Here is an 18,959-nt window from a genome sequence, read left to right on the forward strand (position 1 = left end):
CTCAGACGAAGGCGGGCTCGGTGCGGCTGTCGTCAGCCGGCGGCTGCATCGGCGGGCGGCCGAGGGCGGGATCGGTCGCGCCGGCGGCTGCATGCCGGGCCAGCAGCACCCAGTTGGTCACGGCGAGGGCACCGAGCAGCAGGGTGAAGCCGATCAGCGAGGTGGCCATCAGCCACGGGTTGATCGGGGAGACCGCCTGGTCCACCGGCAGCAGGCCGTACGCCACCCAGGGCGCTCGGCCCACCTCGCGGGCGATCCAGCCGAGAATCAAGGCCACGAACGGCAGCGGCAGGGCGAGCATGAGCAGCCAGAGCGGGAAGCGGAGCCGGATGATCCAGTCCCGCCAGAGCAGTGGGAGCAGCAGCCAGAGCAGACCGAGGCCGAAGCCGATGAGGATCATGAAGCCGAGCCCGACGTTGGCCAGGACAGGCGGCAGGTAGTCGCCGGGGCCGAACCGGGCCGTCCAGTCGGCGACCAGTGCCGCGGCCTCCGGGCCGGTGCTGTCGAGCTTGGTCGGCTGCATCGAGGCCACCGGCCCGAACTGGGCGAAGCCGAAGCCCTGGACCAAGCTGATCGCCAGCGTGGCGGTGACCACGCCGATCCGCAGCGAGGTGCGGAACAGGTCGAAGTCGGGGGTGCGGCGGCTCAGGTGCCAGGCGCTCACCGCAGCCATCAGCAACCCGCCGGTGAGCAGGGCCGCCGACACGACGTGCCCGAGCGCCATCCACAGCGCCGGGTTGGTCAGCAGTGCGGAGAAGTCGGTCAGGTGGGCGATCCCGTCGCGTACCTCGTAGCCGACCGGGTGCTGCAACCAGGAGTTCGCCACCATGATCCAAAAAGCCGAGGCGTACGCGGTGAGGGCGACCCCGTGCAGCAGCGCGAGGTGTACGCCCCGACGCAGCCGATGCCACCCGAAGATCCACATGCCGAGGAAGGTCGACTCCAGGAAGAAGGCGACCAGGGTCTCGATCGCCAGCGGGGCGCCGAAGACGTTGCCGACGTAGCGCGACAGCCCGCTCCAGTTCAGCCCGAACTGAAACTCCATCACGATGCCGGTGGCTATGCCGAGCACGTAATTGATCACGTAGAGCTGGCCCCAGAACCGGGTGAGTCGCTCGAAGCGCGGGTTGCCGGTGATCAACCAGGCGGTCTGTAAGCCCACCAGCAGGGTGACCAGGCCGAGCGTGACCGCCACGAAGAGGAAGTGGATCGAGGCGGTCGCGGCGAACTGAAGTCGGGCGAGTAGCAGAGTGTCCATGGCTCTCCTGGGCAGGTCGATACCTCAGGGAGGCTACGGGTAGAGACGCTACATATCAGCCCGCGCGACAGCGCAGCAGACAGGATCAGGGTTAGTTCAGGGTGCCCGGCTGCGGGTTCAGGTTCGGGTACTCCGCTGGTTCAAAGTGCTCGGCTGTGGGTTGGGTGCTCAGCTCAGGAACAGCCCGATCGGCAGGTACGCGGCGGTGCTGGTCACCGCCAGCGCGGCGGCGCCGAGCAGGCGGGGTGGGCGTCCGGTAACCAGCAGCCGCTGCATCCGGACGTCCAGGTCCCGATCTCCGAGGCCGAGCGTGCCGGCCGGGTGGATCCGGTCCCCGGCGGCGGCGAACCGGCGCAGCGCACCGGCCAGCGGTGCATCCGCGTGCAGTTCCCGGGCCTTGTCGTCGGCGCGCATCTCGACCAGCAGACCGACCCGCTCGTGCGCCTGGCGGACCCAGCGCAGCCAGGGCAACGCCCGACACAGCGCGGTGAACGGCAGCAGCACCAGGTCGTGCCGCTCCTGCGCGTGTGCCCGCTCGTGGGCGAGCACCGCCTCCAGTTCGGCCGGGTCGAGCAGGTCGAGCGCGCCGGCGCTGACCACCACCCGAGGCCGTACGCCGGGCAGGCAGTACGCGGCCGCGCTCGGATGGTCGAGCACCAGTGCTCCGGGCACCGCCGGATCCCGCCGCGCCACCAGGGTCAACAACTCCCGGTGCCGACGCTGGGCGCGTACGGTGCCGTGGATGCTGCGTACCGTCGTGGTGAGCAGCACCGCGCCGATGCCGAAACCGACGCCCACCAGCCCCAGGTGCACCACGCCCAGCCCAGCCGGCAGGGTGCTGTGCCACAGATCCCTCGCAAGCGCGAGCAGAGCGCTGCCGGTGCCCAACTGGTACGGCGCCAGTCCGAGCGCGATCGGCATGCCCATCGCGGACAGGCCGGCCCCCAGACCGATCGCCTGCCAGCAGAGAATCGCCACCCCCGGGCTGCGCCACGTCCAGGTGGAGCGGGCCAGGACCTGCGCGATCAGCCAACAGGCCAGCATCGCGCCGGTGAAGTGCAGGGCGTATGCCACGGCGTCGCCCCTACCGCTCCGCGCCCTCGCCAGCCCGGTCCGGACGGGCTGCCCGGTCTGCCGGGAGCGCCTCGATCCGGCCGGTCAGGCCGTCGGAATCCGGGCCTTTCGTACCCGACGTCGTCGTGGCCTCCGCCGCCAGCGCGGCGCGCAGCACGTCAGCCTCGGTGCCGGTGACCGAGCGGGCGAACCGCACCAGCGCCGCATCCCGGCTGCCGCCGAGATCGAGCGCGTCGAGCATGAGCTGGGCGATGTGCGCCTCCCGGCTGGCCGCCGCGCGGTAGCGCCACGCTCGACCCTCCCGCTCGCGTTGCACCATGCCCTTGCCGGCGAGCCGATCGAGCACCGTCATCACCGTCGTGTATGCCAGCTCGCGCCCGGCCAGGGCGTCGGCCACCTCGCGCACCGTGACCCCGTCCGACCTGGCGGGCACCGTGTCCCACAACACGTCCATCACCGCACGCTCAAGATCACCCAGCCGAGTCACCCCCCAATCCTACCCCCCGTAGTAGACCCACCCCCACCCCACCAATACCTCCACCACCCCACCGCCACGGTCGCTAAGCCTTCCGCAACCATCGCCCGTCCCCCGCAGGTCCGGTCCCCCCACACCTGCACCCAGCAACTTCAGCGATGTTGCGGCATCGCCCCAGCCTGCACCCAGCAACTTCAGCGATGTTGCGGGCATGCCGAACCTGGCCTGCTCCAGCGTTCACGCCAGGCCGCATCCAACAAGTTCACCGATGTTGCGGTATCGCCCCGGCCCGCACCCAGCAACTTCACCGATGTTGCGGTGTCACACCGGACCGGACCGAGCGGGCTCGGGAAGGCGGCATCACGCCCGACGCCACCCCGTCGACGGAGGAGCCGACGCAGGGCATGACCCCGTGAGCCGCACCCACGGACGGACCACGTCAGGGTTTCCGGGGGAGCCCACCCGCGCAGGGATCAAGCCTGACCGCCCGGAGCGGGTGGGCTCCCCCGGAAACCCCCAAGAGCAACGAAGACCTCAAGCCCCCTTCGGATGCCACACAGTCTTCGTCTCCACCAGCGCAGTCATCCGCCCCACCCCAGGATCAGCAGACCAGTCGTGGTCAGCCGCCACCGGCCGGAGCACCCGCTTGAGGTTCTCCGCCGCCTTGACCTCCAGATCGGCGGCCAGTTCGGCGTCGGTGACCCCGGTCAGGTCGATCGCGTTGACGTCCATGTGCGCGGCCAGCGTCGGCACGGTCTCGGACAGCCGACCGGTGAGGATGTTGACCACTCCGCCCGGCAGGTCGGAGGTGGCCAGCACCTCGGCCAGGGTCACTGCGGCCAGCGGCGCGGCCGGCGAGGCGGCCACCACCACGGTGTTGCCGGTGACGATCGCCGGGGCGATCACGCTGACCAGGCCCAGCAGGGCGGGTGTCTCGGGGGCCACCAACGCCACCACCCCGGTCGGTTCGGGGGCGGAGAGATTGAAGTACGGCCCGGCGACCGGGTTCGCGCCGCCGTACACCTGCGGCAGTTTGTCGGACCAGCCCGCGTACCAGACCCAGCGGTCGGTCGCGGCGTCGACCTCGTCTGCGGGTACGCCCAGGACGACGAACTGCTCGCGACGGCCTTCCAGCATCTCGGCGACCCGGTAGAGGATCTGACCCCGGTTGTACGCGGTCGCCCCGGCCCAGCCCTTCACGGCGGCGCGGGCGGCGACCACGGCGTCCCGTGCGTCCTTGCGGGAGGCCAGCGACACGTTGGAGTCCTGCACGAGATACGACCGTCCCGACTCGCTTCGCGGGAACTTCCCGCCGATGAAGAGCTTGTACGTCTTGCGTACCGCGACCCGCTCAGACATTGAGGTACGCCTCCAGCCCGTGCCGGCCGCCCTCGCGACCGTAGCCCGACTCCTTGTAGCCGCCGAACGGCGAGGTCGGGTCGAACTTGTTGAACGTGTTGGCCCAGACCACTCCGGCGCGTAGCCGGTCGGCCATCCACAGGATCCGGGAGCCCTTCTCGGTCCAGATCCCGGCCGACAGCCCGTACGGCGTGTTGTTGGCCTTTTCCACGGCCTCGGCCGGGGTGCGGAAGGTGAGCACGGAGAGTACCGGGCCGAAGATCTCCTCGCGGGCGATCCGGTGCGCCTGGGTGACCCCGGTGAAGATGGTCGGCGCGAACCAGAAGCCCCGCTCGGGCAGCTCGCACGGCGGCGACCACTGCTGCGCGCCCTCGGCGGCGCCGACCTCGGTCAGCTCCCGGATCCGGGCCAGCTGGTCGGCCGAGTTGATCGCCCCGATGTCGGTGTTCTTGTCCAGCGGGTCACCGACCCGCAGCTGGGCCATCCGGCGCTTGAGCGACTCCAGCACCTGCTCGGCGACGGATTCCTGAATGAGCAGCCGGGAGCCGGCGCAGCAGACGTGCCCCTGGTTGAAGAAGATGCCGTTGACGATGCCCTCGACGGCCTGGTCGACCGGGGCGTCGTCGAAGACGATGTTGGCGGCCTTGCCGCCCAACTCCAGGGTGAGCTTCTTGCGGCTGCCGGCGACTGCGCGGGCGATGGCCCGGCCGACGTCGGTGGAGCCGGTGAAGGCGATCTTGTTCACGCCGTCGTGCTCGACCAGTGCGCGTCCGGTCTCGCCGGCCCCGGTGACGATGTTGACCACGCCGGCCGGTAGGTCGGCCTGCTGGCAGATCTCGGCGAACAGCAGCGCGGTCAGCGGGGTGGTCTCGGCGGGCTTCAACACCACCGTGTTGCCGGCGGCCAGCGCCGGGGCGATCTTCCAGGCCAGCATCAGCAGCGGGAAGTTCCACGGGATGACCTGGGCGGCCACGCCGAGCGGCTGCGGGTTTGCACCGAACCCGGCGTGGTTCAGCTTGTCGGCCCAACCGGCGTAGTAGAAGAAGTGCGCGGCGACCAGCGGCAGGTCGACGTCCCGGGACTCCTTGATCGGCTTGCCGTTGTCCAGCGACTCCAGCACGGCCAGTTCGCGGGAGCGCTCCTGGATGATCCGGGCGATCCGGTACAGGTACTTGGCCCGGTCCCGGCCCGGCATCGGACCCCAGACCTTGTCGTAGGCCTTCCGCGCGGCCCGGACGGCACGGTCAACGTCCGCTGCGCCGCCCCAGGCGACCTCGGCGAGTACCTCCTCGGAGGCGGGGTTGATCGACTTGTTGCGATCTTCGCCGTCGACGAACTCGCCGTCGATGAACAGGCCGTAGGACGGCTTGATGTCGACGATCGCGCGCGACTCGGGCGCCGGGGCGTATTCAAACAGGCCCATGTGTCAGTCCAGGGTGAAGTAGTCGGGGCCGGCGTACACACCGGTCGTCAGCTTGGTGCGCTGCATCAGCAGGTCGTTGAGCAGGCTGGAGGCGCCGAAGCGGAACCAGTCCGGGTCCAGCCAGTCCGGCCCCACGGTCTCGTTGACCATGACGAGGTACTTGATGGCGTCCTTGGTGGTCCTGATCCCGCCGGCGGGCTTCACGCCGACCTGCCGCCCGGTGGCGGCGCGGAAGTCACGGACCGCCTCCAGCATCACCAGGGTCACCGGCAGGGTGGCGGCGACCGGGACCTTCCCGGTGGAGGTCTTGATGAAGTCGCCGCCGGCCAGCATCGCCAGCCAGGAGGCGCGGCGCACGTTGTCGTAGGTGGCCAACTCGCCGGTCTCCAGGATCACCTTGAGGTGGGCGTCCCCGCAGGCCTCCTTGGTGGCCACGATCTCGTCGTAGACCTCGCGGTAGCGGCCGGCCAGGAAGGCACCCCGGTTGATCACCATGTCGATCTCGTCAGCGCCGGCCTCGACGGCGGCGCGGGTGTCCGCGAGCTTGACCGCCAACGGTGCCTGACCGGACGGAAACGCCGTCGCCACGCTGGCCAGATGCACGCCCGACCCGCGCAGCACCTCGGCCACGTACGGGACCATCGAGGGGTAGACGCAGACCGCGCCGACATGCGGGCAGGACGAGTCGGCCGGGTCCGGCCGCACCGCCTTGGCGGCGAGTGCCCGTACCTTGCCCGGGGTGTCCGCGCCTTCCAGCGTCGTCAGGTCGACCATTCGGATCGCGAGGTCGATGGCCTGGGCTTTGGCGGTGGTCTTGATGGAGCGGGTGCCGAGTTGGGCCGCCCGCTGCTCGGCGCCGACCTGATCCACGCCGGGTAGGCCGTGCAGGAAGGTCCGCAGAGCGGTCTCGGATCGTCCCAACTCGGTGAGTTCCGAGCGGGCCGACGTCGCTGTCGCCGTCATGTTCCGAAGTCTACGCAGACGAATGGCGAGTGATCTTGACCGATGCGCTCCGATGGTGAGCCGGATCGCTGGTCGAGCCGGGGGCCCGCGCGCAGGGTTCCGCGCCGGGTAGGTTGAGCGATCGTGGACGTACACGTCATTGACCACCCGCTCGCCCAGTCCCGGCTGACCGCCATGCGGGACGAACGGACCGACTCATCCTCGTTCCGGGCAGCCCTGCACGAACTCACCACCATGCTGGTGTACGAGGCCGCGCGCTCCTTCCCGATCGAGCGGTACCCGGTGCAGACCCCGGTGACCGCCACCGAGGGCACCCGGCTGGCCAACCCGCCGCTGCTGGTTCCGGTGCTGCGGGCGGGCCTCGGCATGGCCGACGCCGCGCTGGGGCTGCTGCCGGAGTCGTCCATGGGCTTCGTCGGGCTGGCCCGCGACGAGGAGACGTTCGAGCCGCGCGCCTACATGGAGTCGCTGCCCCGGGACCTGACCGGCCTGCCGGTGCTGGTCCTCGACCCGATGCTGGCCACCGGCGGCTCGCTGGAGCACTGCTGCCGGTTGCTCGCCGAGCGCGGCTGCACCGACATCACCGTGCTCTGCGTGCTCGCCGCCCCGGCCGGCATCGAGCGCCTCAAGCGCTCCAACCTGCCACTACGCCTGGTCACCGCCGCCATCGACCAGGGCCTCAACGACAGCAAGTTCATCGTCCCCGGCCTCGGCGACGCCGGCGACCGCCAATTCGGCGGCATGCCCCGCTTCTAACCCCCACCCCCACCCCCACCCCACCCCCACCCCGTTGATCATGAGGTTAGCGGCAGTCGTTGATCTCTGCGTTGCCGTCAACCTCATGATCAACGGGCAGAGGCGGGGGGGTGGAGGTGGGGGGCGGGATAGCGTTCTGAGGCATGACGGGTGTTCCGCTTGCCGAGGAACTGCTTCTGCTCGCGTACGACGACGAGACCGGCAAGGCGACCATGCCGCGGATCAGCCTCGACCTGGGGATGGCTGCGGCGGCCCTGATCGAGCTGGCCCTGGCCGGGCGGATCGCGTACGCCGACGGGGCGCTGACGGTGGTCGACCCGACGCCGACCGGCGAGCCTGTCACCGACGACGTGCTCGCCCGGATCGTCGCCGACACCCCGCACAGTCCGTCGTCCTGGGTGCAACGGCTGCGGCACGGTCTGCGCGACCGGATCCTCGGCGACCTGTGTGAGCACGGCGTCGTCCGCGATGTCGACGAGACGGAGTTGGGCTTCATCCACGTGCATCGCTACCCGGTGGTGGACCGCTCGGTGGAGGCGGAGACCCGGCGGCGGCTCGCCGCCGCGCTGATCGGAGCGGCACCCGACGAGCGGACGGCAGCACTGGCGACCCTGGTCGCCGTACTCCGGATGGAGTCCGCCCTGGGACTCAGCGGTGAGGCTGCCGAACAGGCACATCACCGGCTGGAGGAGATCGCCAGCGGGGCCGGCTTCACCGGCGAGGTCGGCCTGGGCGACTCGGTGGTCCGTCCTTCGGTCGGTCTGGTGGTGGCGGCCCTGGGCCGTGCCGTGCAGGCCGCCCTCGGCCCCCGCCGCAGGCGTTAACAAGGGGCCCTTCCTTACACGCCCAGGGCGTGCGCTATCTCGGTGCGGAGTGTTGCGACGGCCGCCGTCGCGCGGGAGCGGGCCGCCGCGACGTCGCCGTCCGCGACCGGCTCCACCACCTCGAGGTACGCCTTGAGCTTCGGTTCGGTGCCGGAGGGGCGGATCACCACCCGGGCGGTGCCGGTACGCAGGATCACCACGTCCGCCTCGGGGAGCAGATCCTGTGCCTCGGTGACCGGCTGGCCGAGCAGGGTGCTCGGGATGGCGGCGCGGATCCGGGCCATCGCGTCGGCGATCAGGCGCAGGTCGTCCACGCGTACGGAAAGTTGATCGGTGTGGTGCACACCGAACTCGGCGGCCAACTCGTCCAGCCGGTCGGTGAGCGTACGACCCTGTGCCTTGAGTCCGGCGGCCAGCTCGGCGACGGTCAGCGCGGCGGTGATGCCGTCCTTGTCCCGGACGTGCTCCGGGGCGACACAGTAGCCGAGCGCCTCCTCGTAGCCGAAGACCAGCGGTTCGGCTCCGCCACCGGCCCGGACGATCCACTTGAACCCGGTCAACGTCTCGTCGTACGGCAGGCCCCGGGTGGTACACATGGCCCGCAGCAGCGACGACGACACGATGGTGGTGGCGTACAGGCCGATCACCCCGCGTCGCATCAGGTGGTCGGCGAGCAGCACCCCCAACTCGTCGCCGCGCAACATCCGCCAGCCTGCGCCGTCGTGGACCGCGACGGCGCAGCGGTCGGCGTCGGGGTCGTTGGCGATGGCCAGGTCGGCGCCGGTCGACTCGGCGAGCGCGACGAGCCGGTCCACCGCGCCCGGCTCCTCCGGGTTGGGAAAGCTGACGGTGGGGAAGTCCGGGTCCGGTTCGGCCTGGTCGGGCACCACGCCGGGCACCGGGAACCCGGCGGCGGTGAAGGCGGCGGTGAGCACGGCCGCGCCGACGCCGTGCAGCGGGGTGTACGCCACGTTCAGCTCGCGCGGACCACCCGCGGGCAGCACCTCGACCGCGCGGGCCACGTAACCGGCGACCAGCTCGTCACCGAGCACCTGGCCGGTCGGACCGAGCGGCACCTCGGCGAGCGGGCCGACCGCCCGGATGGCGGCCTCGATGCCGGCGTCGGCCGGCGGCACGATCTGCGCCCCGGCACCCAGAGCACCGCCGAGTTCGGCACCGAGGTACACCTTGTAGCCGTTGTCCTGCGGCGGGTTGTGGCTCGCCGTCACCATCACCCCGGCCACCGCCCCGAGTTGCCGTACCGCGTAGGCGAGCACCGGGGTGGGCAGCGGGCGGGGGAGCAGCAGGGCGGCGCGTCCCGCCCCGGTGGCCACCTGGGCGGTCCGCTCGGCGAACTGCCGGGAGCCGCGCCGGGCGTCGTACCCGATGACCAGTGGGCCGGTGCCGCCCTGGGCCGCGAGCCAGGCGACCAGCCCGGCGGCGGCCTGGGTGACCACGGCGAGGTTCATCCCGTTCGGGCCGGCGCGCAGCGGGCCACGCAGCCCAGCGGTGCCGAAGGTCAGCGGCCCGGCGAACCGGTCGGCCAGCTCCGGCGCGCTGGCCGGGAGTTGGTCGAGCACCGCCTGCAACTCCGCCCGGTCGGCCGGGTCCGGATCGTCGGCGAGCCAGCGCTCGGCCCGCTCGCGAATGGTGTCAAGGTCAGTGGATGCCGGCGCCATTGGCTCTTGATAGCACGACGGCGGACCACCGCGGGCGGTCGCCCCGACTCAGCCGGCGTTGGTGAGTTGGAACGACTTCACCATCTCCTCGTAGATCGGCTTGCTCTCCTCGAACCGGGAGTCCTTCGCGGTCAGGTAGAAGGAGTACATCCGGCCATCGTGGGCCACCCCGTGCCAGACACCGTGCCGCATGGCCTCGCCCTGGCCGCAGGTGTACTCGAACTCTGCCGACGGCTTTCCGGCCAGTTCCTTCTGCTCCATCGAGATCTGGTTGTACGGCTTGGCGCAGCTGGTCGACCGGGTCTTCAGTCCGTTCTCGGCGACCTCCGCCCAGCGGGCCGAGTCGCCGCGCCACGGCTCGTTGAGGATGCGTACCCGACGGCCGCTGTCCTCCGGGTCGGTGTAGTCGATGTAGACACCACCGGTCGCCTTCTTCCAGCCCTTGGGCACCAGCACCTGCACCCCGCGCCCCGAGTGTTCCTGCATCTCAAGGGCAGGGCCCGCGTCGGCGGAATTGGACGGGTCGGCGACCGGGGTGGTCGGTGGCGAGTCGTCGCCGCCGGAGAGCGCCACGATGCCGATCAGCAGGATCAGCACCAGGCCGCCGGCCGCGGCGAGCTGCATCTTGCGCGGCCAGCCCTTGACGGTGCCGACCAGCTGGGTGCCGGCTGCCTTGGCCTTGTCCAGCGCGCCGCCGCTGCTGGGCGTCGGCCGGGCACCGTACGGCTGGCTGGGTGCCGCCGGCCACTGACCGCCGTAGTCACCGCCGATGCGCTGGGTGGCCTCCGGCGGCCCGCCGCCATAGCCGAACGCCGCCGGCCCCACGCGTTGCGTGGCGTCCGCGCCGCCGATCCGTTGGGTGGCGTCTGCCCCGCTGATCCGTTGGGTGGCGTCTGCCCCGCTGATCCGTTGGGTGGCGTCTGCCCCGCTGATCCGTTGGGTGGCGTCGGCCCCACCGATCCGCTGGGTCGCGTCCGCGCCGCTGATCCGTCGGGTGGCGTCGGCACCGCCGCCGTAGGTGCGGCCGACCGGTGGCGCGGACATCGCGCCGTGCTGGCCCGGTCGGGCCAGGGCGTCGGCGCTGGTCTCCTCCATCGCGGCGGGGCTGACCGGGGTGGCCTGGCCGGGGCGCTCACCCCGGCGCAGCGCGGCCAGCCGGTCGGTCAGCGACTCGCCGGGGGCGAGCATCGCCGAGCCGCCGATCTGGCCGGACGGCTTGGCCTTGACCGACGTGGGTGGGGCACTGATCGGCGTGGGCTGCGGCACCTGCATCACCGAGTACGGATCGGTCATCGAGTTGACCGCGGCGGCGTTGCTGCTCAGCGGGCCGGCGAGCAGTTCGCGCAGCATGGCACGGGCGGTGTGCACGTCGAGTCGGCGGGCCGGGTCCTTCTCCAGCAGGCCCATCAGCACCCGGGTCAGCGGGCCGCTGCGCTGCGGCGGGGCCGGTGGGTCCTCGACCACCGCGTGCATGGTCTCGATCGGGTCACCCCGGTCGAACGGCGGTCGTCCCTCCACCGCTGTGTAGAGCGTCACGCCGAGGGAGAACAGGTCGCTGGGCGGGCCGAACTCCTGCCCCATGGCCCGCTCGGGTGAGATGAAGTGCGGTGAGCCGAGCACCATGCCCGGTGTGGTGAGCTGCACGTCGGTGGGCATCCGGGCCACCCCGAAGTCGGTCAGCACGCAGCGCCCGTCGGAGCAGATCAGCACGTTGGCCGGCTTGACGTCGCGGTGCAGCACACCGATCGCGTGGGCCACCTCCAGGGCGCCGAGCAGCGCGATGCCGATCTTGGCGACCACCCGCTGGGCGATCGGCCCGTCCTCGATCACCATGTCGGCGAGGCTGCGGGCGTCCAGCAGCTCCATCACGATCCACGGCCGACCCGCCTCGGTGACCACGTCGTACACCTGCACCACGGCCGGGTGGGCGATGGCGGCGGCGGCGCGGGCCTCGCGCAGGGTGCGTTCGTACATCGCGTCGCGATCACTCGGGGCCAGCCCCGGCGGGAGGACGACCTCCTTGACCGCCACGTCGCGGCGCAGCAGCGTGTCTGTGGCTCGCCAGACCGTGCCCATGCCGCCGTTGCCCACCGCCGAGCGCAGCGAGTAGCGGTCACCGATGACGGTGCCGGGTGTCGCGCGTCCATTGGTGGGAGTGCTGACTGGTCCGCCGCTCCACGTCGGGATCTGAGTCACAGAAAAGCCACCGGGGGAAGTCGAGGGGGCTGGGACACAACCCCCCTATCTTGCTGGTTCAGACGCCCGATGCGAAAGCCGGCGCGACGGACGTTTACCGTACCGAACCGTACGTGTGCGATCCCTCACCTCTCGTCAATGCCTTGCCGGCGCCGGATGCGTGCCACCCCTCACCAGGTGAGCGGCCCGTTCGTCCTACCATCCGGTGATGAGTGAACGGCGGTTGAGCGAGTCCGGTTTCCCGATCAAGGACGTCTACACGGCGGGCGACGTTCCCGGTGACCTGGATTCCCGACTGGGCGCGCCGGGCGAGTTCCCGTACACCCGTGGGGTCTACCCCACCATGTACACGTCTCGTCCGTGGACCATGCGCCAGTACGCCGGCTTCGGCACCGCCACCGAATCCAACGCGCGTTACCACCAGTTGTTGCGGGCCGGCACGATGGGCCTTTCGGTCGCCTTCGACCTGCCCACCCAGATGGGCTACGACTCCGACGACCCGATCGCCTCCGGCGAGGTCGGCAAGGTCGGCGTGGCCATCGACTCGATCGAGGACATGCGGCTGCTGTTCGACGGCATCCCGCTGGACAAGGTCTCCACCTCGATGACGATCAACGCGCCGGGCTCGGTGCTGTTGTTGCTCTACCAGCTCGTCGCCGAGGAGAACGGGGTGCCGGGCGCCGCGCTCAACGGCACCATCCAGAACGACATCCTCAAGGAGTACATCGCCCGGGGGACGTACATCTTTCCGCCGAAGCCCTCGCTGCGGCTGGTCGCCGACACGTTCGGCTACTGCCGGACCGAGGTGCCGAAGTGGAACACCATTTCCATCTCGGGTTACCACATGGCCGAGGCCGGTGCCTCGCCCGTACAGGAGATCGCCTTCACGCTGGCCAACGGCGTGGAGTACGTCCGGGCCGCGATCGCCGCCGGGCTGGCCGTGGACGACTTCGCCCCCCGGCTGTCGTTCTTCTTCGTCGCCCGTACCACCCTGCTGGAGGAGGTGGCGAAGTTCCGGGCGGCCCGGCGGATCTGGGCCCGGCTGATGCGCGACGAGTTCGGGGCCAAGAACCCCAAGTCGATGATGCTGCGCTTCCACACCCAGACCGCGGGTGTGCAGTTGACCGCCCAGCAGCCCGAGGTGAACCTGGTCCGGGTGGCGGTGCAGGGGCTCGGCGCGGTGCTCGGCGGCACCCAGTCGCTGCACACCAACAGCTTCGACGAGGCGATCGCGCTGCCCACCGAGAAGGCGGCCCGGCTGGCGCTGCGTACCCAGCAGGTGTTGGCGTACGAGACGGACCTGACCGCCACCGTCGACCCGTTCGCCGGGTCGTACGTGGTGGAGGCGATGACCGCCGAGATCGAGGCGGCGGCGGACGCCCTGATGGCCCGGGTCTTCGAGCACGGCTCGGCGGTGGAGGCGATCGAGGCGGGCTTCCAGAAGCGGGAGATCGAGCAGTCCGCCTATCAGATCGCCCAGGAGATCGACTCGGGCGAGCGGGTGGTGGTCGGGCTGAACCGGTTCGCCGTCGATGCCGAGGAGCCGTACGAGCCGCTGCGGGTGGACCCGGCGATCGAGGCGGCGCAGGCCGAGCGGCTGTCCCGGCTGCGCGCCGAGCGTGACGGTGCCGCCGTGCAGCGGGTCCTGGCCGATCTGCGGGAGGCCGCCAAGGGCAACGCCAACGTGCTCTACCCGATGAAGGAGGCGCTGCGTCTGCGGGCCACCGTCGGCGAGGTGTGCGGGGCACTGCGCGAGGTCTGGGGCCGCTACCTCCCGACCGACCGGTTCTGACCGCCGGTCGCGCTGCGTGTCGGGACGCCCGTCCCGGGTACTCCGCTCTGAGCGGTCGTGCGGGCGTCCTCCCGGCTGATCTCTGACGCACACGGTGTCCGGTCGGAGGGCGACCGCGCGTGTGAGCGTTCCGATGCGCTCGTCGCCGGGTGTGGTCGGGTAATTGTCGTAGGGTCAGTTGATCGAGCGACTAATGCGACAATTCGGAAATGGCGCCGATGATCCGTCGAAGGATTTTCGGTCCGTGTACCCGATTACAGGTTGTAGGAGGTGAGGGGCGGATGACGACGTTCAACGGCGATCTACCTGCTGTCTCGCTCCGCTGCGGGCGCTCTCAGCAGGGCATACGTGACGCTGCGCGGTCCGACCATCACCGGAACGAGGTTGCGCAGAGTTACCATCGGGGGTCTACGCTGTCTGCTGTCCCCGATGATCCATCCATTTCTAGTGATCGAGAATTCGACGTGACGACTGCGTTGACGATGCCCACCGGCGAGCAACTGGTGGCGTCCTGGTCCGAAGTGCCGCCGGTCGGCGGCCAACCGTTGCCCGCCGAGCTGGACCACCTGCTCGCCCTGCGGGTACCGGGCCTGATCGCCACCCGCCGTCACATTCACTCGCATCCCGAACTGTCCGGTGAGGAATTCGAGACCGCCGCCCTGATCGCCCGGGAACTCTCCCTGGCCGGGCTCAGCCCGCGAATGCTGCCGAAGGGCAACGGGGTCATCTGCGACATCAACGGCCGCCCGGACGGCCCGGTGGTCGCGCTGCGCGCCGACATCGACGCGCTGCCGCTGACCGACACCAAGGACGTCCCGTACCGCTCCACGGTGGACGGCGTCTGCCACGCCTGCGGTCACGACGTGCACACCACGGTCATGCTCGGCGTCGGCATGCTGCTCGCCCAGCTCGCCGACCTGGGCGAACTGCCGGGCCGAGTCCGGCTGATCTTCCAGCCCGCCGAGGAGATCCTGCCCTGCGGGTCGCTGGAAGTTATCGAGGCGGGCGGTCTCGACGACGTGGCACAGATCTTCGCGCTGCACTGCGACCCGAGTCTGCCGGTCGGCCGGGTCGGCCTGCGGGTCGGGCCGATCACCGCCGCCGCCGACAACGTCACCGTACGACTCACCGGGCCTGGTGGACACACGGCCCGCCCGCACCTGACCGTCGATCTGGTCGACGCCCTCGGTCGGCTCGTCACCGAGGTCCCCGCCCTGGTCAGCCGTCGAGTGCCGGCGAACAGCGGCCTGCTGCTGGTCTTCGGTCACGCCTCCGCCGGCACCCAGTACAACGTCATCCCGTCCGAGGCGTCCGCCTCCGGCACGTTGCGGGTGATGGACCGCGACACCTGGCACAGCGCCCCGGACATCGTCACGCAGGTGGTCCGCGACGTCCTCGCCCCGACCGGCGCCACGGTCGACATCGAGTACCTGCGCGGCCGCCCGCCGGTCAGCAACGACGCCCAGGCCATCACCGTGCTGACCGCCGCGACCATCGCCGCCCTCGGCCCGGAGGGTGTCGCGGAGACCCCGCAGAGCATGGGCGGCGAGGACTTCTCCTGGTACCTGGAGTACGTCCCCGGGGCGCTGGCCCGGCTCGGCGTCGGCCGGGCCGGGCCCAACGTGGATCTGCACCGGCCGTCGTTCGACGTGGACGAGCGAGCCGTCCCGACCGGTGTACGGCTCATGGTGCAGACCGCGCTCCAGGCACTGGCGGCGCTGCGCTGACCCCGGCCGCCGCCACCCCCGGCGGTGGCGGCGTGTCGACCGGCGCGACCAGCGCTGGCTCCGAGGGCCGGTTGCGCCGACGCCGCCGGTTCCACCACAGCAGCAGCCCCAGCGGTACGCCGAACACCAGCAACCACGGCAGGACTGCGCCGAGCACGGTGAACAGGACGGTCATCGAGGCCAGGAAGACCGTCCAGCCGCCGCTGAGCCCGACCAGGAAACCGAGCTGGTTCTCGTCGTCGTCGGTGGTCGCGTCCGGGCCGACCAGGGTGACGGTGATCGTGGACAGCGCGGTCAGGTCGGCCAGCCGCCGCTTCTTCGCCTCCAGCGAGGCGAGGTCGGCCTCTCTGCGGGCCAGTTCGTTCTCCAGGCTGATCAGATCGCCGATCGAGTCGGCCTGGGCCAGCAACCGCCGGGCACTGTCCACTCGGGCCCGCTGGCTGGTGATCCGGGCGTCCAGGTCGATGGTCTCCTCGGTGACGTCCTGGGTGTCGATCTGCCGACGCTGTTGGCTGCCCAGTCGGGCGAGTTCCTCCACGACCGGGTAGAACCGGTCGGCCGGCACCCGCAACTGCAACTCCGCGACCGCGTCGGCCGCGGTACTGCGGCGCTGGTCCCCGCCGACGAAACCACCGGCTCGGGTCGCCGAGGCGACAGCGTCGCGGGCTGCCGCCTCCACATCGTCCACCCTGATCTCCAGGGAGCCGGTGTAGACGATCGAACGCTGGTCGACCCGGGTGTCCGTCGCCGTACCCGCCGCCCCACCCTGCGCCGGCTCACCGGCGGCGTCCCGTTCGGCCATGGCCGGCCCGGCGACGCCACCTGAATCCGAGGTGGCCGCCTCGTCAGTGCCGCTTCCACTGCCGCATCCGGTGAGCAGCGACAACGCGAGCAGTGCGCCCACCGCCGCCGTCCGGTGCCGACGGACTCTTCGCAGTCCCATCCCCGTTCCCCTTTCCTCGACCCGCAGCGGGGTGATAGCTCGGACGTCCCGCGTCACCCCACGGGTTCCGGCAGACTGCGCTGGAGACGTCACGATTCGATATGGGAGGCATCACGATGCGGCTCACCAAGTACGCCCACTCGTGCGTGCGGATCGAGCACGACGGCGCGGTGCTGGTCGTCGATCCAGGAATGTTCAGCGAGGCATCCGTGGCGCTGGACGGGGCCGACGCGGTGCTGATCACGCATGAGCACCCCGACCACGTCGACGTCGAGGCGGTCAACCGGCAGTTGGCGCGGCGGCCGTTCGTCATCCACGGGCCGGCGTCGCTGTCCAAGGTGTTGGGCGACGCGGCCGAGGCACTGCGCCCGGTCAGCCCCGGCGAGTCGTTCACCGCCGCCGGTGTGGCGGTACGCGCCTACGGCGGCCGACATGCCGTGATTCACCCCGACATTCCGGTGATAGACAACGTCGGCTACCTGTTCAACGATGTCGTCTACCACCCGGGCGACTCGCTCTTCGTGCCGCAGGACGTACCGGTCGACACCCTCTTCGCCCCGATCCACGCGCCCTGGTCGAAGTTCTCCGAGGTGGTCGACTTTATCCGCGCGGTGGCTCCGCGCCGGGTCTTCGCGCTGCACGACGCCCTGCTCAACGCGAATGGCTACACGGTGCTCGACCGGCAGTACACGGCCCTGTCGGGCAGCGAGTACCGACGGCTGGAGCCGGGCAGCCGGATCGACGGCTGAGCCGATGTCCGAATCGGCGCCTGATCTCGTCGAGCAGCTCTACCGGACGCCGCCGGACCGGTTCGTCGCAGCGCGGGACGCGGCGGCGGCCGAGGCGCGCCGCGCCGGAGACCCCGGCGCCGCCCGGGAGATCGCCCGCCTGCGTCGGCCCACCGTCGCCGCCTGGCTGGTCAACCTGCTCGCGTGGGAACGGCCCGAACTGGTGGCCGATCTGGCGCAACTGGCCGACGCGCTGCGCGCCGCGCAACGCGAGCTGCGCGGCCCCCGCCTGCGCGAGCTGTCCGCGCAGCGGCGGGCCGTCGTCGGTGCGCTCGTCGCCGAGGTACGCCGGCTGGCCGCCGAGGTCGAGGGGGCGCCGTCGAGCGGGAAGCTGCCGCTGGCCGAGGTCGAGGCCACCCTGAACGCCGCCCTGTCCGACGTGCAGGTCGCCGAGCAGGTCCGTTCCGGGCGCCTGCTGCGCTCCGCCCACTACGCCGGGTTCGGCGAGGTGCCCCGGCCGCAACTGCGGCTGGTGACCGGCGGCGAGGAGCCGCCGGCCGTACCGATTCGGCAAGAGCCGGCCCAGCGTGGCGAGTTGCGTGCCGAACAGGCACAGCGGGCGGCCCGCGCGGAGCGGGAACGCCGCCGCCGGGCGCTGGCGAAGGAGCTGACCCGGGCCCGTACCGACCAGGAACGGGCCGAGGACGACCTGGCGGGCGCGGCGGCGGCCGAGCGGGACGGCGCCGAGGCCCTGGACAGGCTCGAAACGGAACTGGCCGAGTTGGAACGCCGACGGGCCGTCGCCGAGCAGGAGCTCAGCCGGGTCCGGCTGGCCCGTCGGGCGGCCGAACGTGCCGCCAGTGCCGCCCGACGCCGCACCGGTGAGGTGGAAGCCGCGGTCGAGGCGTTGGAAGCCGAGGAGGAGGATGCCGGCGCTGGCGGTGGCGCGGCAGACTGATCCCCCATGGACGGATCTTCGGCCGGACACCTCACGGACGGATCTTCGGGCGGCCGGAGATGACTCCGGAACAGGTGGCTGCGGCCAGCAAGCCGGCGGTGCTCGCACTCGGTGAGGCGTACAGCCGGTGCCCCACCACGCTGCGTCGGGCCCGGTTGCTCGGCATCTCGGGCTGGGCCTTCTACATCACCGGGCGGGCCGGCGCCCTGGGTGACGTGCGGGCCGAGACGGTGGCCGCCGCGCTCGGTTTCATCGCCCCCGACGCGGTGGCCGACGGTTGGGACGCCGCCACGCGCACCGTACAACCGTTGGAGGTGGCCGCCGCCAGCTTGGCCGAGTGCTGCCGCTGGGGCGAGGAGAGACTGGCCGACGTGCCGCACCTGGACCGGCTGGTCGAGTTGGTGGAACGGGCTGTGACGGCGGCCGACGCCAGCGCGATGCCGTTGTTCGCGGCGTGGCGGGCCATGCCGTCGCTCGCCGCGACCCGGGGCGCCCGGCTGGCCGCCGGGCTGCGCCTGCTGCGGGAGCACTTCACCGGCGCCCATCTGGTGGCGGTACGCGCCAGCGGGATGACCCCGTTGGAGGCGGTGCTGGCCGGGCCGGAGGGGGAGAGTGGCGCGATCGCGTGCGGGTGGCCACCGCCGTACCCAGCGGTCGGCCCGTTGGTGCGGCGGCGGCTGTGGGCCGAAGCGGTGACCGACCGTCTCGTCGCGCCCGCGTTCGCCGCACTCGGCCCGGCCGGTGGCGCGGAACTGGTGGAGCTGCTGGCCGCGACCCGGGCCCACACCGAGGGCTGACCGGTTC

At 71.3% G+C, this 18,959-nt stretch carries 16 protein-coding genes; 7 read left to right on the forward strand and 9 right to left on the reverse strand.

Features of this window, described 5'->3' with window-relative positions; all coding sequences use genetic code 11:
* Position 1 precedes the first annotated feature (1 nt).
* From AB0M35_RS01050 to deoC, 6 genes are all read right to left on the reverse strand, one after another.
* Positions 2-1,258 (reverse strand): cytochrome ubiquinol oxidase subunit I, encoded by a 1,257-nt coding sequence (locus tag AB0M35_RS01050; protein ID WP_363740225.1) that lies wholly within the window; start codon positions 1,256-1,258, stop codon positions 2-4.
* A gap of 168 nt (positions 1,259-1,426) precedes the next feature.
* Positions 1,427-2,332 carry a M56 family metallopeptidase gene (locus tag AB0M35_RS01055; protein WP_363740226.1) on the reverse strand — a complete coding sequence of 302 codons (906 nt, stop codon included), beginning with the start codon at positions 2,330-2,332 and terminating at the stop codon, positions 1,427-1,429.
* 10 nt (positions 2,333-2,342) lie between these two features.
* Positions 2,343-2,819 carry a BlaI/MecI/CopY family transcriptional regulator gene (locus tag AB0M35_RS01060; protein ID WP_363740227.1) on the reverse strand — a complete coding sequence of 159 codons (477 nt, stop codon included), beginning with the start codon at positions 2,817-2,819 and terminating at the stop codon, positions 2,343-2,345.
* A gap of 522 nt (positions 2,820-3,341) precedes the next feature.
* Positions 3,342-4,166, reverse strand: a complete 825-nt coding sequence (locus AB0M35_RS01065; RefSeq protein ID WP_363740228.1) for an aldehyde dehydrogenase family protein — start codon at positions 4,164-4,166, stop codon at positions 3,342-3,344.
* Positions 4,159-5,583 carry an aldehyde dehydrogenase family protein gene (locus AB0M35_RS01070; protein ID WP_363741822.1) on the reverse strand — a complete coding sequence of 475 codons (1,425 nt, stop codon included), beginning with the start codon at positions 5,581-5,583 and terminating at the stop codon, positions 4,159-4,161. The genes AB0M35_RS01065 and AB0M35_RS01070 overlap by 8 nt, the downstream gene beginning before the upstream one ends.
* A gap of 9 nt (positions 5,584-5,592) precedes the next feature.
* The gene (gene deoC, locus AB0M35_RS01075; protein WP_363740229.1) at positions 5,593-6,552 is read right to left on the reverse strand and encodes a deoxyribose-phosphate aldolase; all 960 of its coding nucleotides are present in this window, start codon (positions 6,550-6,552) and stop codon (positions 5,593-5,595) included.
* Positions 6,553-6,675: 123 nt separating this feature from the next.
* Here deoC and upp point away from each other — a divergent pair, with 123 nt between their 5' ends.
* A complete protein-coding gene (upp, locus tag AB0M35_RS01080; protein ID WP_363740230.1) occupies positions 6,676-7,308 on the forward strand; it encodes a uracil phosphoribosyltransferase in 633 nt (210 codons plus the stop codon).
* A 143-nt stretch (positions 7,309-7,451) separates the two neighbouring features.
* Positions 7,452-8,132: a GPP34 family phosphoprotein gene (locus tag AB0M35_RS01085; protein ID WP_363740231.1), complete on the forward strand. Its 681-nt coding sequence runs from the start codon at positions 7,452-7,454 to the stop codon at positions 8,130-8,132.
* A gap of 14 nt (positions 8,133-8,146) precedes the next feature.
* On the opposite strand, the gene AB0M35_RS01090 is transcribed toward AB0M35_RS01085, so the two are convergent.
* Both AB0M35_RS01090 and AB0M35_RS01095 read right to left on the reverse strand, forming a co-directional pair.
* On the reverse strand, positions 8,147-9,811 hold the full coding sequence (locus AB0M35_RS01090) for a phospho-sugar mutase (protein WP_363740232.1): 1,665 nt from the start codon (positions 9,809-9,811) through the stop codon (positions 8,147-8,149).
* A gap of 48 nt (positions 9,812-9,859) precedes the next feature.
* The gene (locus tag AB0M35_RS01095; RefSeq protein ID WP_363740233.1) at positions 9,860-12,007 is read right to left on the reverse strand and encodes a protein kinase; all 2,148 of its coding nucleotides are present in this window, start codon (positions 12,005-12,007) and stop codon (positions 9,860-9,862) included.
* A gap of 208 nt (positions 12,008-12,215) precedes the next feature.
* On the opposite strand from AB0M35_RS01095, the gene AB0M35_RS01100 reads away from it, so the two are divergent.
* Positions 12,216-13,799 carry a methylmalonyl-CoA mutase family protein gene (locus tag AB0M35_RS01100; RefSeq protein ID WP_363740234.1) on the forward strand — a complete coding sequence of 528 codons (1,584 nt, stop codon included), beginning with the start codon at positions 12,216-12,218 and terminating at the stop codon, positions 13,797-13,799.
* 464 nt (positions 13,800-14,263) lie between these two features.
* The gene (locus AB0M35_RS01105; RefSeq protein ID WP_363740235.1) at positions 14,264-15,526 is read left to right on the forward strand and encodes an amidohydrolase; all 1,263 of its coding nucleotides are present in this window, start codon (positions 14,264-14,266) and stop codon (positions 15,524-15,526) included.
* Here AB0M35_RS01105 and AB0M35_RS01110 read toward each other — a convergent pair.
* Positions 15,483-16,469 carry a DUF4349 domain-containing protein gene (locus AB0M35_RS01110; RefSeq protein ID WP_363740236.1) on the reverse strand — a complete coding sequence of 329 codons (987 nt, stop codon included), beginning with the start codon at positions 16,467-16,469 and terminating at the stop codon, positions 15,483-15,485. The genes AB0M35_RS01105 and AB0M35_RS01110 overlap by 44 nt on opposite strands.
* A gap of 116 nt (positions 16,470-16,585) precedes the next feature.
* Here AB0M35_RS01110 and AB0M35_RS01115 point away from each other — a divergent pair, with 116 nt between their 5' ends.
* Genes AB0M35_RS01115 through AB0M35_RS01125 form a run of 3 tightly spaced genes read left to right on the forward strand, consistent with a single transcriptional unit; the run spans position 16,586 to position 18,952 of the window.
* Positions 16,586-17,218 (forward strand): MBL fold metallo-hydrolase, encoded by a 633-nt coding sequence (locus AB0M35_RS01115; RefSeq protein ID WP_363740237.1) that lies wholly within the window; start codon positions 16,586-16,588, stop codon positions 17,216-17,218.
* Positions 17,219-17,222: 4 nt separating this feature from the next.
* A complete protein-coding gene (locus tag AB0M35_RS01120) occupies positions 17,223-18,155 on the forward strand; it encodes a hypothetical protein (protein ID WP_363740238.1) in 933 nt (310 codons plus the stop codon).
* 59 nt (positions 18,156-18,214) lie between these two features.
* A complete protein-coding gene (locus AB0M35_RS01125) occupies positions 18,215-18,952 on the forward strand; it encodes a hypothetical protein (RefSeq protein ID WP_363740239.1) in 738 nt (245 codons plus the stop codon).
* The last annotated feature ends 7 nt before the right edge of the window (positions 18,953-18,959 follow it).

The organism is Micromonospora sp. NPDC051196 (assembly GCF_040682415.1).
Lineage (GTDB): Bacteria > Actinomycetota > Actinomycetes > Mycobacteriales > Micromonosporaceae > Micromonospora.